This window comes from Phaeobacter sp. G2 (assembly GCA_025163595.1).
Classification (GTDB): domain Bacteria; phylum Pseudomonadota; class Alphaproteobacteria; order Rhodobacterales; family Rhodobacteraceae; genus Pseudophaeobacter.
The window spans coordinates 3,076,187-3,088,323 of record CP104100.1; the positions used below are offsets into that span (position 1 = coordinate 3,076,187).

The following is a 12,137-nucleotide window of genomic DNA, read 5'->3' on the forward strand; positions in this document are numbered from 1 at the left end:
CGATCATGGAACTGACCGAAGATGAAATCCGCGCCAGCCTCAAAGAGGGAATGAGCCTCTACGCAACCAGGTTGCACCGCGCCAATCTGGTGCTGGGCAACCGGCTCGCAGTCCTTCGCCAGGAGGCTGACCTGGCCAAACTTCCAGACGGCCGCTTTGACCAGGTTGCGCGGGAAGAAATGGAAGTGGCCGACCGGCGTATGCGAGCCAACGTCCAGATCTGCCACCCGGTAACATCTTTCCTGCAGGAGGTCTCGTGATGAGCCGCGCCCTGCAACAAAAGATCCACGTCGGGTGCCGCAAGCTTGGCCTAGACAGTGACGCCCGCCGGGATCTCCAGCTTGCGGCGACCGGCAAAGCGTCCATGAAGGACATGAGTGAAGCCGACTTAAAGGTGGTTTTAAAGCGCCTTCAAGACAGCGGTTTCAAGGCCAGATCTGGCAAGAAAAAGCGCGCCAAGGCATCCCGCGCCGATCTGCGCCTGGTCCACGTTCTTTGGACGAAACTTGGCGATGCCGGTCAGCTACGCGACCCCAGCCGCAAAGGGTTGAACAAGTTCATCCGCGCCAGATTTGAGAACGCTTGGAGCAACGTGCCCGCTGACGTGGATATGATGCGCGACCACGCCGAGATCGACCAGGTCATTCAAGCTCTCAAGAGCTGGGGCCAGCGCGTGGATATCGACTTCGAGTGGGGGGACCATCAGCAATGAACAACCCGCGTTGCGAAATCTCAGACCATGCCATCCTGCGCTACCTAGAGCGGGTCCAGGGCATCAACATCAACGCCGTTCGTCGCAAGATCGGTAAGGCGGTAGCCCTGGGAGACGAATTCCCCGACGCGCGCGGTGTCTTCCACGGGGGATATCTTTACCGGATCCGCAATCGCACCGTGGTCACGGTGTTGCCTGTTCGTAGGAACCGGAAGAAGTCTGGAAAGGGCAAGCGAAATGGCAAAGCCTGATCCTGCTTCACCCTCTCTGCCCCACCCCAAACCCACCGCCCAGGTCGCGCCCTACTTTGAGGCGCTCGGCCTGGAAGACACCTTGAAGTTCTTAGAGACCTTTGGCGGCAATGAGATCTATATCGCAAGCCACCCCTCCTACCGTTCCCGTGTTGCGGCCTGTGTCGGCTATCCCAAAGCGCGGATGCTGTCGGAGATTTCTGCGCGCCTTCAGCGCCGCGTTCCACTGGCCAAAAAGTGGCGCGCCCAGGTCTACCGTTCGCAGGGCTTGAAAATTTCTCAGATTGCCACCAGACTTGGCGTCACCGACGTTATGGTCAGAAACTATTTGCGCGAAATGCCAAAGCCGCCGGACGACCCCGACCAGATGCCCCTCTTTTGACCAAACGCCCGCAAATGCTTGCGGGCATTTTTTTTGTGCAAACCCCGGCAATCTGAACCCCACCGAAACGGGTTTTCAGAAGGGCCACGCGATGAAGTCAGTTCAGCAAATTGCAGAAGAGATTGTCGCCCGTGAAGGCGGCTATGTGAATGACCCCGACGATCCGGGCGGGGCCACCAACTACGGCGTGACAATCCACACCATGCGCCGCCTCGGGTTGGACCTGGACCGCGACGGCGACATCGATACGCAGGACGTCCGCAAACTGACCCGCGCCCAGGCCGTTGAAATCTTCATTCGTCACTACTTTGAAAAGCCCCGGATCAACCTGCTGCCGGCCACGCTGCAAGCCTCCGTCTTTGATATGTACGTCAACGCCGGAGGCAATGCGGTTAAGATCCTGCAAAAGCTATTGGCTGATTTTCAAGAACCTGTGGCAGTCGACGGGGCACTTGGCCCGAAGACCGCGCAGGCGGTGCACCGCGCGTTCAAAAAGGCCGGCGACTATTTCGTCGATGCCTACGGCATTGCCCGGCGCAACTATTACTTCCGCCTCGCTGATCGCCGCCGCGCGTCCCGCAAGTATGCCCGCACCCGTGCAGGCGGCAAAGGCGGCTGGATCAAGCGCGCCGAGGAGTTCATCTCGCCGCGCTTTCACATGAGCGACGCAGAGTTTCAGGGAAGGATTTCAAAATGGGCAAACTAGCAAAGTTGCTTGGCCTAATTTTCGGTGGCGGTGGCGGTAACGCAATCGTTGAAACCGCCGAAGTGTTTCGGGAAAATTCCGAGGCGAGCGCGCAGCGCCGGGCAGACTACAACCAGGCTACCCTCGGCCAATTCACAGCCGAATTCCAAGTGGCCCGCAACGGCTGGTTTGACCGCTTCATGGATGGGTTGAACCGCCTGCCCCGCCCCCTGATCGTCATCGCTGTTTTTGCGCTGTTTGCCAGCGCCATGTTTGACCCTCTTTGGTTCGCCGAACGGATGCAGGGATTAATCTTGGTTCCTGAGCCTCTCTGGTGGTTGGCCGGCACAATTGTCGCTTTCTATTTTGGCGGTCGGTTCCAGGCCAAATCGCAGCAATTCCGACAATCCTTGGCTGAGGGAACCGCCATGGTGCCTCAAGTGTTGAACAGGATTGAGGAGATCCGCGCTCTGCGCCACGACAGCCCCGGAGCCGCCGATACGGGCACTGACGCGGGCCTGACCCAATCCGCCACAGAGCAAAGCGAAAACCCCGCTGTGACCGAGTGGCAGGAGGGCAAAGAGTGGCCCTAGATCTAGATACAGGGCTGAAGCTTGCAAGTTTCCTGCTGTCCGTTGGAGCGATCATTTTTGCGTTCATATCCAGTCGCAGAAAAGACACCGACGAACGGTTCAAGGACGGTTCAAAGCGGATGGACCGACACGACATGCGGATTGTTGCCCTGGAACAAACCGTGCAGGCCATGCCCGGAACCGGTGACATCCACGCCCTGCAACTGGAGCTGGTCAAACAGACCGGCTCGCTAGCAGAAATGCGTGCTGTGATGGAAGGCAACGCCAAGATAATGGCGCGGCTTGAAACCATTGTCAGCCGCCACGAAGACCACCTTATCGGGGGCTAAGAGCAGATGACCAAATACATCGACAGAATTTCCCAGCACCGCCGCCTCACCATCCTTAAATTTCTAGCAGACAGCCCAGGATACACATCCAATGCCTCCATTCTGGAGCATGTTTGCAATGACTTCGGCATAGCGTCTTCCCGCGACCAAGTCATGGGAGAGCTCGATTGGCTTCAGGAACAAGGCCTGGCGACCTTTGAAGACAACGGCTCCTTCCGCGTGGCGACCATCACCAGCCGGGGCGTTGACATTGCCACAGGCAAGGCCCGCAATGCAGGCGTCCGGCGCCCCCGGCCAGGTTCCTGATCATGCCTCCCCCCCGCAAGGTTGACCTGCTCCCCGCTGAGCTGAAGAAATGGCTGCAAGACGCTCTGAAAGAACGTGGCTTCGCAGGCTATGAGGATCTGGCCGAGGATCTGAATTTCCGCCTGGAAGAAGAAGGCTACGAGCTTCGGATCAAGAAATCTGCAATCCATAGTTACGGCACCGAGTATGCCGAGTTCGTCAAACACCAGGACGAAGCCAGCGCCTGGGCAGCAGGGTGGATGAACGACAACGGTCTGGAAGAGGAAGCGCAGCGCCACAACGTGCTGTTCCAAATGATCACCACGCTCGCCTTCAAGGTCATGCGGAGCCAGATGGCCAAGGGCGGCGAAGAAATTGACCCCAAAGACCTGCACTTCATTGGCAAGTTGATGAAAGACGTGATGGCCAGCTCGGGCATCCGCGAAAAACTCATGGAAGACGAGCGGGGTCGTATTGAAGCCGCCGCCCGCAAAGCTGCAGCCGCTGAGATGGCCGAGAACCTAGAAGCGGCCACAGAAGAGGCCGGGCTGTCGCCCGAAGCCGCCGACTTCCTGCGCAAAAAGATCTTGGGAATGCGAAAATGAGCGGTCACATCATCAGGAATTTCTTATTCGAAAGCTACCGGGTCCACGTGGACGAAACCCTTGGCCACCTCTGGGTCGAACACGACGGCTCAATTTCTTGGGATAAGCTTCAAGAGATCAAGAACCAGGTGTGGGGGAGCGAGACCGCTGCGATTGAAGTTTACCCCCCGCAAAGCCGCGTCGTGAACAACAAGACAATCCGTCATCTCTGGCGTTTGGGCGAGCACGACTTTTGTCCAGATCTAAGAGGCGGCGCCCCGGCCTCTGATACGCTTCAATCGCGTTACGAACGCGCCTGGTCTGGAGTTTGAGAGGTGAGCGAAAAAACTGACGTCGCCCCAAAAACGCCGGTCCTCTCTCGTGACCCGGAAAAGCTACCAGAAACCCTGAACCTGGGCACCGATCTGCCGGAGGATCTCAACCCTCTGGCAGACGGGATTTTGATGGAACATCAAAAGACCTGGCTGGAAGACACTAGCGATTTGAAGATCGCCGAAAAGGGCCGCCGTACCGGGATCACATTTGCCGAAGCACTCGGCGACACGATCATCGCGGCCAGCAAGAAATCCGCAGGCGGCGACAATGTCTTCTACATCGGTGACACCAAGGAAAAGGGTCGCGAGTTCATTGGCTACGTAGCGCATTTTGCAAAGGCGGTCGCTGGAGAGTTGGTCGAGGTTGAAGAGTATCTCTTTGAGGACAAGCAACCAGACGGCACCACCAAGCACATCAGCGCCTATCGCGCCCGGTTCGCCAGCGGGTTTCGGGTTGAAGCCCTGTCTTCAAATCCCGCCAACATTCGCGGCCTGCAGGGCATTGTTGTCATTGACGAGGCGGCCTTCCACAAGGACGTCCGCGAGGTCATTGACGCTGTGAACGCCATGCTGATCTGGGGCGGCAAGGTTCGGATCATCTCCACCCATAACGGGGTTCTCAACCCGTTCAACGAGCTGATCCGGGAAGCTAGAGCAAAAAAGACCCCCTACGAAGTCCACCACATTCCATTCGGAGACGCGGTCAAGAACGGCCTCTATCGCCGCGTCTGTCTGATGCGAGAAATGGAATGGAGCCAGGAGGCCCAGGACGAATGGGAAGCCCAGATCCGGGGGGCCTATGGTTCACGCACAGCAGCCATGCGTCAGGAGCTGGACGCCGTCGCGGCCGAGGCAGAAGGCGCGGCCCTGACCCGAGTTCAAATTGAAGCCTGCACCAAGCAAGGCATCCCCTTCCATCGCTGGCACCAGCCGGACGAGTTCAAGAACGCAAGTGACGAGATCCGCAAGCGCACCGCAATTGAATGGTGCGAAAAGCACCTAAAGCCGGTCTTGGACAAGCTGGATGAGAACGCCAAGCACATCATGGGAGAAGATTTTGCGCGCAACGGCGATGCCACGGACATCGTGATTATGGAGATCACGCCGACCCTGGTGCGCGAAACCAAGCTCCTGGTCGAGCTGCGCAATATCCCCTTCGATCAGCAGCGCGATATTCTCTACTACATCTGCGACCGGGTGCCGAATTTCATCAAAGGGGCTTTGGACAAAACAGGCAATGGCGCCTACCTCGCCGAAGTCGCGGCCCAGCGGTACGGCGAGCGCATCATCGAGGTGAGCTTGAGCCGCGAATGGTACGCCCGCGAGATGGCCGCTTACATCGAGGCCTTTGGCGACAAAACCATTGTCCTTTGTGCTCATGAGGATGTTGTCCAGGATCATCAGTCCCTCCAGTTCGTGGACGGCGTGATCAAGGTTCCCAAAGACTTCCGCATGAAAGGCACCGACGGGCTGAACCGTCACGGTGACAGCGCGGTCGCCAGCGCGCTCGGCTATTTTGCCAGCCGCCAGGACTACTCCGAAACCGACTACCGGGCGGTCAAATCCCCTGAGGCTTCAACCCGACCGGCGCTGACCGCGCAGGACCGACTGAACCGTAACCGCGCAGCGGACAAAAAGCGAAGCGCCTGGCGTCAGCCCTTGGGCGCACGGCTGAGAGGAAAGATCTGATGAAACGAACAACCAAGGTTCTCGGCCCGAGCGGTGCCCCTGTTGAAGTCTCTCTCCTGAAGGAAGAAATTTCTGCCGCCCAGATCGGCACGGTTCGCTCTCCAATTTCGGCCTATCCAGCAGACGGGCTTGATCCGGTCAGCCTGGCCAATATCCTGCGCCAGGCTGACCAGGGCGATCCGGTGGCCTATTTGGAACTGGCAGAACAGATCGAAGAACGAGACCCTCACTACCTCGCAGTCCTGGGCACCCGCAAAAGAGCGGTCAGCCAACTTGAGATCACCGTCGAGCCCGGCGGCGAAAGCCCCGAGGAGGTACGCCACGCCGATATGCTCCGGGATTGGTTGAAGCGGGATGAGTTGACGGCCGAGCTGTTCGAGATCCTAGACGCGGTCGGCAAGGGCTACAGCTTCACAGAAATGGTTTGGGATGTGGACGGAGGCCTCACCTACCCGAGCCGCCTGGAATGGCGAGACCCACGCTGGTTCCGTTTCAAGCGGGAGGATCTGAAGACACCCGTCATGCTATCCGCCAGCGGGCAAGAAGAACCCCTGCCCGACTTCAAGTTCATCTTTGCCCCTATGAAAGCAAAGTCTGGCCTCTACCTGCGCTCCGGCCTGGCCCGCGTCGCAACCTGGACCTGGTTGTTCAAAGCCTACACCCAGCGGGACTGGGCAATTTTCACGCAAACCTACGGGCAACCTATCCGGGTCGGAAAATATGGTCCGGGGACGTCTGAAGCCGAGAAAGACACCCTGTTCAACGCTGTCGCCGATATCGCAGGGGATTGCGCCGCGATCATCCCCGCCAGCATGGCCATTGAATTCATCTCAGCCGACAACGTCGGATCCTCCACCGACCACTACAAAGAGCGCTGCGTCTGGTTGGATCAGCAGACCTCCAAGGCCGTCCTGGGACAAACCGCCACCACGGACGCAGAAACCGGGGGCATGGGTTCTGGCAAGGAGCACCGAGAAGTCCAGGAAGACATCGAGCGCGCAGACGGCCGGTTGCTTTCGGCCATCTTGAACCAGAGCCTGGTTCGTCCTTTCGTGATCATGAACTTCGGGCCGCAAAGAACCTACCCCAAGCTGGTCATCGCCCGGCCCGAGGCAGAAGACTTGAAAGCATGGAGCGACGCTACGGTTCCATGGGTTCAAGCCGGGCTGCGGGTTTCCCAGGATGAAGTCCTCAATAAGTTGGGATTGTCTTCACCCAAAAAAGGGGACGTGATTGTGGGCATTTCCTCTGAGAAGCCCCCCGAAGAGACGAATGCTGCCCCGGATACTGACGAGAACACCTCTGAGACTGAATTTAAAGGGGGGTTAAAGGGGGTCAAGGCCGATCCCGCGCCCGTTGCCGCACTACAGGCCGAAACAGCGCCACAGCCCCCCTCTGAGGCGATTTCGCCAATTGAAGCGCTGACGGCCCGTTTTGAAGCAAGCGCCCTGCCGGAAATGCACAAACTCCTGGGGAGCGTCGAAGTCATGGTCAACGCCTCCACCTCATTGGAAGAGCTGCGCGAAAACCTCCTGTCTGCCTTCCCGGAACTGAACACCCCGGAATTGCCCGGTGTCATGGCCGCCGCGATCCTTGCGGCTTCCGCCGGCGGCCGCGCCGCAGTCGAGGAAGAAGCCGATGGCTGATGCCTTCGCTGCCACGTTTCGCAAACCCTTTGCCGAGCAGGTTGCGGCGTTTCGTTTGCGACTTGGTGATCTGGTACCGACCAGCGCCTGGGATGATTTACTCCACAGCGCCCACGACCGGGCCTTCATGGTTGCAGGGGCCACCAAGGCGGATCTTTTGCAGGATCTGGCAAACGCCGTTGATAAAGCCATTTCTGAAGGCACGGGCCTGGAAGCCTTCAAACGGGATTTTAGAGCCGTTGTGGAAAAGCACGGCTGGCACGGCTGGACGGGCGAAGGCACTCCCAAAGGCGAAGCCTGGCGGATGCGCACCATCTACCGAACCAACATGCGCACCAGCTACATGGCGGGTCGCCTGGCGCAATTGCGCGACGGCAATTTTCCTCTTTGGGTCTACCGCCACGGCGGATCCGCTGACCCACGCCCGCAGCATCTGGCCTGGGACGGCCTCATTCTGGAAGCGGCTCACCTGTTCTGGCAAACGCACTACCCGCCCAACGAATGGGGCTGCTCCTGCCGGGTCTTCGGCGCGCGTTCCCTAAAGGCTGCGATCCGTCGCGGCGGCAAGCCCTCGGTGAAGCTGCAGCCAAACTGGAACGAGCCGGATCCTAAAACCGGCACCCCTCCTGGGGTTGGCAAAGGTTGGGCCTACGCTCCGGGCAATTCCGTCAGCGAAACCGTTCTTCAGCTCCGCGACAAACTTGAAGCCTTGAACGATCGTCCGTCCTCTGACCTCATTCAAAGCTGGATCACCGGAGGGCCTTTCGAGACCTGGTTCAAAGATCCAAAAGGAAATTTCCCCTTGGTCCGCCTCCGCCAGGAAGACGCCAAGGCAATCGGTTCGCAACGCCTGGTCGCGGACGTCTCGCCCCAAACAGCCGCAAAACAAATCAGGGAGCACCCGGAGCTGCTACCTGCAGACTATGCGCAGGCTCAGGCAACGGTCTCCCAAGCCACGCGGAGAATTCAAGACGGCCCTCAGAATTTGATTTTCGTCCGCGAAGCCACAGATGGGGGCCACGTCCTAATCGTGAAAGCAACGCAAACCGGCCAAGGCCTCTTTGTCACCAGCTTTAGGCGGCTAAGCCGAGAAGCCGCCAAACGGGACCGCGAATTATTGCGCTTGGAAAAAAAGGGAAGGTAACGCAGGCGGCGGGGCCTCCCACCCGGTCGAAACCGGAAACCCCGCATAGCGCTCCAGGCCAAAGACCTGTGCTACGGCCGGGAGAATATCACCGCGTCACGCCTGCAAGGAGAAGATAGCCATGAACGGCCTAGTTTTCAACACAGACACCCTTGACCCATTGCTGCTCGCCCTCCTAGAGGCGACCGGCGATATGACAGGCTTCATGCAAGACGCGGGCGAACTCCTGCTTTCCTCCACCCAAGACCGAGTTTTGCGCGGGCAGCAACCAGACGGGGCATCCTTCGCGCCGAGATCCCCCGCGACGCTAAAACGCTACGCCAAGCTCGGGCTGAGCTTCGGTGCCCCTCTAAACGTCACTGGCGACATGAGGAACCACCTGCATTATGAGGCCGACAAAGACAGTGTTGAGTACGGCTCAAACGCAATCCAATCGGCGGTGATGCAATTCGGTGCGGCCAAGGGCGCGTTTGGCACCGCTTCCAATGGGTCTTCAATCCCCTGGGGGAATATCCCGGCCCGGCCTTTCATCGGGATCTCCGAAGAAGACGAAACCAACCTAGCGCTCGAGCTGGAAGAATGGCTGGAACGCGCTGCAGATAGTCGGGGTTGACCCGCAAGCCAGACCCCGGCAACCTGCCCGAACCATAGCCCTGACACATGCCCGCAAATCGTTGCGGGCATTTTTTGTTTGCGAGCTTTGCGATGTTGCCTGTCATGGACAAGCACCTTCTCACTTCAATTAACGCCGTACATGCCGAGCTGCCCTCTTCCCAGGAAGCGGTAGTCCCGGAATGGGTGCAGCTTCTTCCAACATCGAGCGGCGCGGTGCAGACCTTTGATGCGCGAGGTCCTTACCATGTAGCCGACCCAGAACTGATCATCCAAAACAGCTTTGCCGAGGCGGACAAACTGCCCATCGACCAGGACCACGCAATGGATCTGGCTGCAAAGGAAGGCCGCCCGGCCCCGGCGCGCGGTTGGATCGTTGAAATGCAAGCCCGCGAAGACGGGATTTATGGCCGCGTCGAGTGGACCCCCACCGGGCGCGCCCTTTTGGAAGACCGCGCCTATAGCGGAATTTCCCCGGTCATTGGCCACCGTTCCACTTCGGACAAGGCCATCGTCATCATTCGCCGTGCCAGCCTGGTCAACCGGCCAAACCTGCGCGGGATGACTTCCCTCAACCAGGAGACAGACCCCATGTTTCAGCAAACCATCGCCAAGCTGCTCGGCCTCGCCGCCGGGGCCAGCGAAAGCGATATCACCACTGCGTTGAACGCCCGACTTGAGACCAGCGAAGATGCGCTGCAGTCCCAGCTAGGCGAGATCGCCACGGCCCTCGGCTGCCCCAGCGACGCCGACGCGGCCACAATCGTCACAGCGGCCCAAAGCGCGGGCATGGATGAACAGGCCACGATCACGGCCCTGCAGTCCACCGTCACCGAACTCTCTGCCACGGTCACCAGCCTGCAGGCCGGGACCAAGCTGTCCGCTGCCGAAACCTTTGTCGATTCCGCCATCAAAGAAAAACGCGTCGGCGTCTCGGCAAGCCGGGATCACTTTATCACGCTGCACCAGCGGGACCCGGAGGGCACCGAGACGCTGATCGGCAAACTGCCCCAGCTCGACGCAACCCACACCGCCATTGTCCCGCCCGCCAGTGGCGACGGGGCAACCTCTCTCAATGCTGAAGAAGCCAGCGTTGCAACCCTTCTGGGCCTTACCGACGAGGAAATGGCCGGGAAATCGGAGGCAAGCAAATGACTGCTCTGACCGACAACCGTAACACCCCGCAATCCATCGGTGACAACCGGGTTGGCAAGGCAGTCGCCGGGGTTCGGATCTTTGCCGGGGCAATCGTCATGCGCAACGCAGCCGGGCTTTTGACCAAAGGCCAGACTGCTGTTGGCCTGGTGGCAGTAGGCCGCGCTGGCGACCACGTGGACAACCGCCTGGGCGTTGATGGCGACCTGGACGTGCCCTTCAACGCGGGCTTGTTCCGCTATGCCAACTCTGCAGCCGGTGACGAGATCACCGCAGCGGATATCGGCTCTCTCGCCTATGTGGTGGATGACCAGACTGTCGCCAAGACCGACGGAACCGGCACCCGCTCCCGCGCAGGCTTTATCGACAATGTTGACGCCCAGGGCGTCTGGGTCCGCTTCGACGAAGCGCTGACCAACGCGAGCTAAGGAACCCCGCCATGCTTATCACATCACCAGCGCTGAACGCTCTTCGAAAGGGGTTTAAAGCCCATTTTCAAAGCGGCATCGGCCAGGAGAAAACCCGCTACGGGCGGATCGCCACTACGGTTCTGTCCTCGGCCAGTGAAGAAACCTATGGCTGGCTCGGGGAAATGCCCGAAGTTCGCGAATGGATCGGCGAACGCCATGTTCACGGCCTGAAAGAACACGACTACGCCATCAAGAACAAAGACTATGAGCTGACCATCGGTGTCGAACGCAACAAAATCAAAGACGACAATATCGGCGTCTATAAGCCCGTCTTTGAAGGTTTTGGGCGCAAGGTTGCCGCTCATCCCGACAAGCTGGTCTTTGGCCTCCTGAAGGACGGCGCAAACCAGAAGTGCTATGACGGCCAGAACTTCTTCGATACTGACCACCCGGTTCTGGACGCCGATGGCGAAGTTTACACCGTGTCAAACGACGGTGGCGGCGCTGGCACACCCTGGTATCTGCTGTGCACCAGCGAAGTGATCAAGCCGATCATCTACCAGGAACGCGAAGCTTTTGACTTCGTGGCCCTGGACAACCCGAATGACCCGAACGTCTTCAACAACAAGAAGTTCCTCTATGGGACAGACGGTCGTTGCAACGTCGGCTTTGGCTTCTGGCAAACCGCCTTCGTGTCTCGCCAGCCCCTGACCGCCGCCAATTATGAAGCTGCCCGCGTCGCTGTGCAGTCCATGAAGGGCGACTATGGCGAGCCGCTGAACCTCTCCCCCGACGTGCTGATGGTGCCCCCTGCTCTGGAAGGTGCCGCCAACCGTCTGATGAAAAACGACCAGATCGACGGCTCGGACAACGAGTGGAAAGGCACTGCAGAAGTGCTGATGGTTTCGCGTCTGGCCTAAGGAGCAGATCCCATGAACGAACGTGAAACCCTCCTGGCCCGCGCCAAGGAACTCAACATCGCCCACCCGGCCAATATTGGCGACGACAAGCTGAAGGCAAAGATTGCTGAAACGGAAGCCGAAGTGAAGGCAAAAGCCGACGCGGATGCCAAAGCAAAAGCCGACGCGGACGCCAAAGCAAAAGCCGACGCGGACGCCAAAGCAAAAGCCGACGCGGCTGAAAATGGCGAAGCAGATCGGGTTGACCTGGTTGTCGTCAAAGGCCCGGAACGGGGGCGCTGGCGGATTGGTCGGCACTTCACCCGCGAAGCGGTTGAAATCCCCCGCGACGAGCTGGGCGACGGCGAGCTGAAGGCCTTGGAAGACGACCCCGAGCTTATCGTCTCCATCGGCTAAGCCAAGCGG

Annotated in this window: 18 protein-coding genes; all 18 read left to right on the forward strand. The window is 59.2% G+C overall.

The genetic code is table 11. The annotated features are described in order from the left end of the window. Positions 1 to 5 precede the first annotated feature (5 nt). On the forward strand, positions 6 to 260 hold the full coding sequence (locus N1037_14600) for a hypothetical protein (protein UWS78495.1): 255 nt from the start codon (positions 6 to 8) through the stop codon (positions 258 to 260). Beyond that, positions 260 to 712 carry a regulatory protein GemA gene (locus N1037_14605; GenBank protein UWS78496.1) on the forward strand — a complete coding sequence of 151 codons (453 nt, stop codon included), beginning with the start codon at positions 260 to 262 and terminating at the stop codon, positions 710 to 712. The genes N1037_14600 and N1037_14605 overlap by 1 nt, the downstream gene beginning before the upstream one ends. Further along, positions 709 to 963, forward strand: coding sequence for a hypothetical protein (locus N1037_14610; protein UWS78497.1), 255 nt, complete (start codon positions 709 to 711; stop codon positions 961 to 963). The genes N1037_14605 and N1037_14610 overlap by 4 nt, the downstream gene beginning before the upstream one ends. After that, entirely contained in the window at positions 950 to 1,345 is a 396-nt protein-coding gene (locus tag N1037_14615) for a helix-turn-helix domain-containing protein (protein ID UWS78498.1), read from the forward strand. The genes N1037_14610 and N1037_14615 overlap by 14 nt, the downstream gene beginning before the upstream one ends. A 91-nt stretch (positions 1,346 to 1,436) precedes the next feature. Further along, on the forward strand, positions 1,437 to 2,051 hold the full coding sequence (locus N1037_14620; GenBank protein UWS78499.1) for a holin-associated N-acetylmuramidase: 615 nt from the start codon (positions 1,437 to 1,439) through the stop codon (positions 2,049 to 2,051). Next, positions 2,039 to 2,623, forward strand: coding sequence for a holin family protein (locus N1037_14625; GenBank protein ID UWS78500.1), 585 nt, complete (start codon positions 2,039 to 2,041; stop codon positions 2,621 to 2,623). Before N1037_14620 ends, N1037_14625 begins: the two co-directional genes overlap by 13 nt. Continuing rightward, positions 2,614 to 2,952 carry a DUF2730 domain-containing protein gene (locus N1037_14630; GenBank protein ID UWS78501.1) on the forward strand — a complete coding sequence of 113 codons (339 nt, stop codon included), beginning with the start codon at positions 2,614 to 2,616 and terminating at the stop codon, positions 2,950 to 2,952. Before N1037_14625 ends, N1037_14630 begins: the two co-directional genes overlap by 10 nt. Before the next feature lie 6 nt (positions 2,953 to 2,958). Further along, a complete protein-coding gene (locus tag N1037_14635) occupies positions 2,959 to 3,258 on the forward strand; it encodes a hypothetical protein (GenBank protein UWS78502.1) in 300 nt (99 codons plus the stop codon). A gap of 2 nt (positions 3,259 to 3,260) precedes the next feature. Next, complete coding sequence (locus tag N1037_14640; protein UWS78503.1) at positions 3,261 to 3,842, forward strand: DUF3486 family protein; 582 nt, start codon at positions 3,261 to 3,263, stop codon at positions 3,840 to 3,842. Continuing rightward, on the forward strand, positions 3,839 to 4,153 hold the full coding sequence (locus tag N1037_14645; GenBank protein UWS78504.1) for a hypothetical protein: 315 nt from the start codon (positions 3,839 to 3,841) through the stop codon (positions 4,151 to 4,153). Before N1037_14640 ends, N1037_14645 begins: the two co-directional genes overlap by 4 nt. Positions 4,154 to 4,156: 3 nt before the next feature. Beyond that, positions 4,157 to 5,845 carry a hypothetical protein gene (locus tag N1037_14650; protein ID UWS78505.1) on the forward strand — a complete coding sequence of 563 codons (1,689 nt, stop codon included), beginning with the start codon at positions 4,157 to 4,159 and terminating at the stop codon, positions 5,843 to 5,845. Then, a complete protein-coding gene (locus tag N1037_14655; protein ID UWS78506.1) occupies positions 5,845 to 7,491 on the forward strand; it encodes a DUF935 domain-containing protein in 1,647 nt (548 codons plus the stop codon). Before N1037_14650 ends, N1037_14655 begins: the two co-directional genes overlap by 1 nt. Further along, on the forward strand, positions 7,484 to 8,635 hold the full coding sequence (locus N1037_14660) for a phage head morphogenesis protein (GenBank protein ID UWS78507.1): 1,152 nt from the start codon (positions 7,484 to 7,486) through the stop codon (positions 8,633 to 8,635). The genes N1037_14655 and N1037_14660 overlap by 8 nt, the downstream gene beginning before the upstream one ends. A 121-nt stretch (positions 8,636 to 8,756) precedes the next feature. Then, entirely contained in the window at positions 8,757 to 9,248 is a 492-nt protein-coding gene (locus N1037_14665; protein ID UWS78508.1) for a phage virion morphogenesis protein, read from the forward strand. Between the two features lie 104 nt (positions 9,249 to 9,352). Further along, the gene (locus tag N1037_14670) at positions 9,353 to 10,402 is read left to right on the forward strand and encodes a phage protease (GenBank protein ID UWS78509.1); all 1,050 of its coding nucleotides are present in this window, start codon (positions 9,353 to 9,355) and stop codon (positions 10,400 to 10,402) included. Beyond that, positions 10,399 to 10,830, forward strand: a complete 432-nt coding sequence (locus tag N1037_14675; GenBank protein UWS78510.1) for a hypothetical protein — start codon at positions 10,399 to 10,401, stop codon at positions 10,828 to 10,830. The genes N1037_14670 and N1037_14675 overlap by 4 nt, the downstream gene beginning before the upstream one ends. 11 nt (positions 10,831 to 10,841) lie before the next feature. Next, positions 10,842 to 11,732: a Mu-like prophage major head subunit gpT family protein gene (locus tag N1037_14680; GenBank protein ID UWS78511.1), complete on the forward strand. Its 891-nt coding sequence runs from the start codon at positions 10,842 to 10,844 to the stop codon at positions 11,730 to 11,732. Between the two features lie 12 nt (positions 11,733 to 11,744). After that, on the forward strand, positions 11,745 to 12,128 hold the full coding sequence (locus tag N1037_14685; protein UWS78512.1) for a hypothetical protein: 384 nt from the start codon (positions 11,745 to 11,747) through the stop codon (positions 12,126 to 12,128). The last annotated feature ends 9 nt before the right edge of the window (positions 12,129 to 12,137 follow it).

Bases quoted from the DNA above. Each gene is read 5' to 3' on its own strand.
- N1037_14600 (UWS78495.1), top strand. From the start codon at position 6: ATGGAACTGACCGAAGATGAAATCCGCGCCAGCCTCAAAGAGGGAATG.
- N1037_14605 (UWS78496.1), top strand. From the start codon at position 260: ATGAGCCGCGCCCTGCAACAAAAGATCCACGTCGGGTGCCGCAAGCTT.
- N1037_14610 (UWS78497.1), top strand. From the start codon at position 709: ATGAACAACCCGCGTTGCGAAATCTCAGACCATGCCATCCTGCGCTAC.
- N1037_14615 (UWS78498.1), top strand. From the start codon at position 950: ATGGCAAAGCCTGATCCTGCTTCACCCTCTCTGCCCCACCCCAAACCC.
- N1037_14620 (UWS78499.1), top strand. From the start codon at position 1,437: ATGAAGTCAGTTCAGCAAATTGCAGAAGAGATTGTCGCCCGTGAAGGC.
- N1037_14625 (UWS78500.1), top strand. From the start codon at position 2,039: ATGGGCAAACTAGCAAAGTTGCTTGGCCTAATTTTCGGTGGCGGTGGC.
- N1037_14635 (UWS78502.1), top strand. From the start codon at position 2,959: ATGACCAAATACATCGACAGAATTTCCCAGCACCGCCGCCTCACCATC.
- N1037_14640 (UWS78503.1), top strand. From the start codon at position 3,261: ATGCCTCCCCCCCGCAAGGTTGACCTGCTCCCCGCTGAGCTGAAGAAA.
- N1037_14645 (UWS78504.1), top strand. From the start codon at position 3,839: ATGAGCGGTCACATCATCAGGAATTTCTTATTCGAAAGCTACCGGGTC.
- N1037_14655 (UWS78506.1), top strand. From the start codon at position 5,845: ATGAAACGAACAACCAAGGTTCTCGGCCCGAGCGGTGCCCCTGTTGAA.
- N1037_14660 (UWS78507.1), top strand. From the start codon at position 7,484: ATGGCTGATGCCTTCGCTGCCACGTTTCGCAAACCCTTTGCCGAGCAG.
- N1037_14665 (UWS78508.1), top strand. From the start codon at position 8,757: ATGAACGGCCTAGTTTTCAACACAGACACCCTTGACCCATTGCTGCTC.
- N1037_14670 (UWS78509.1), top strand. From the start codon at position 9,353: ATGGACAAGCACCTTCTCACTTCAATTAACGCCGTACATGCCGAGCTG.
- N1037_14675 (UWS78510.1), top strand. From the start codon at position 10,399: ATGACTGCTCTGACCGACAACCGTAACACCCCGCAATCCATCGGTGAC.
- N1037_14680 (UWS78511.1), top strand. From the start codon at position 10,842: ATGCTTATCACATCACCAGCGCTGAACGCTCTTCGAAAGGGGTTTAAA.
- N1037_14685 (UWS78512.1), top strand. From the start codon at position 11,745: ATGAACGAACGTGAAACCCTCCTGGCCCGCGCCAAGGAACTCAACATC.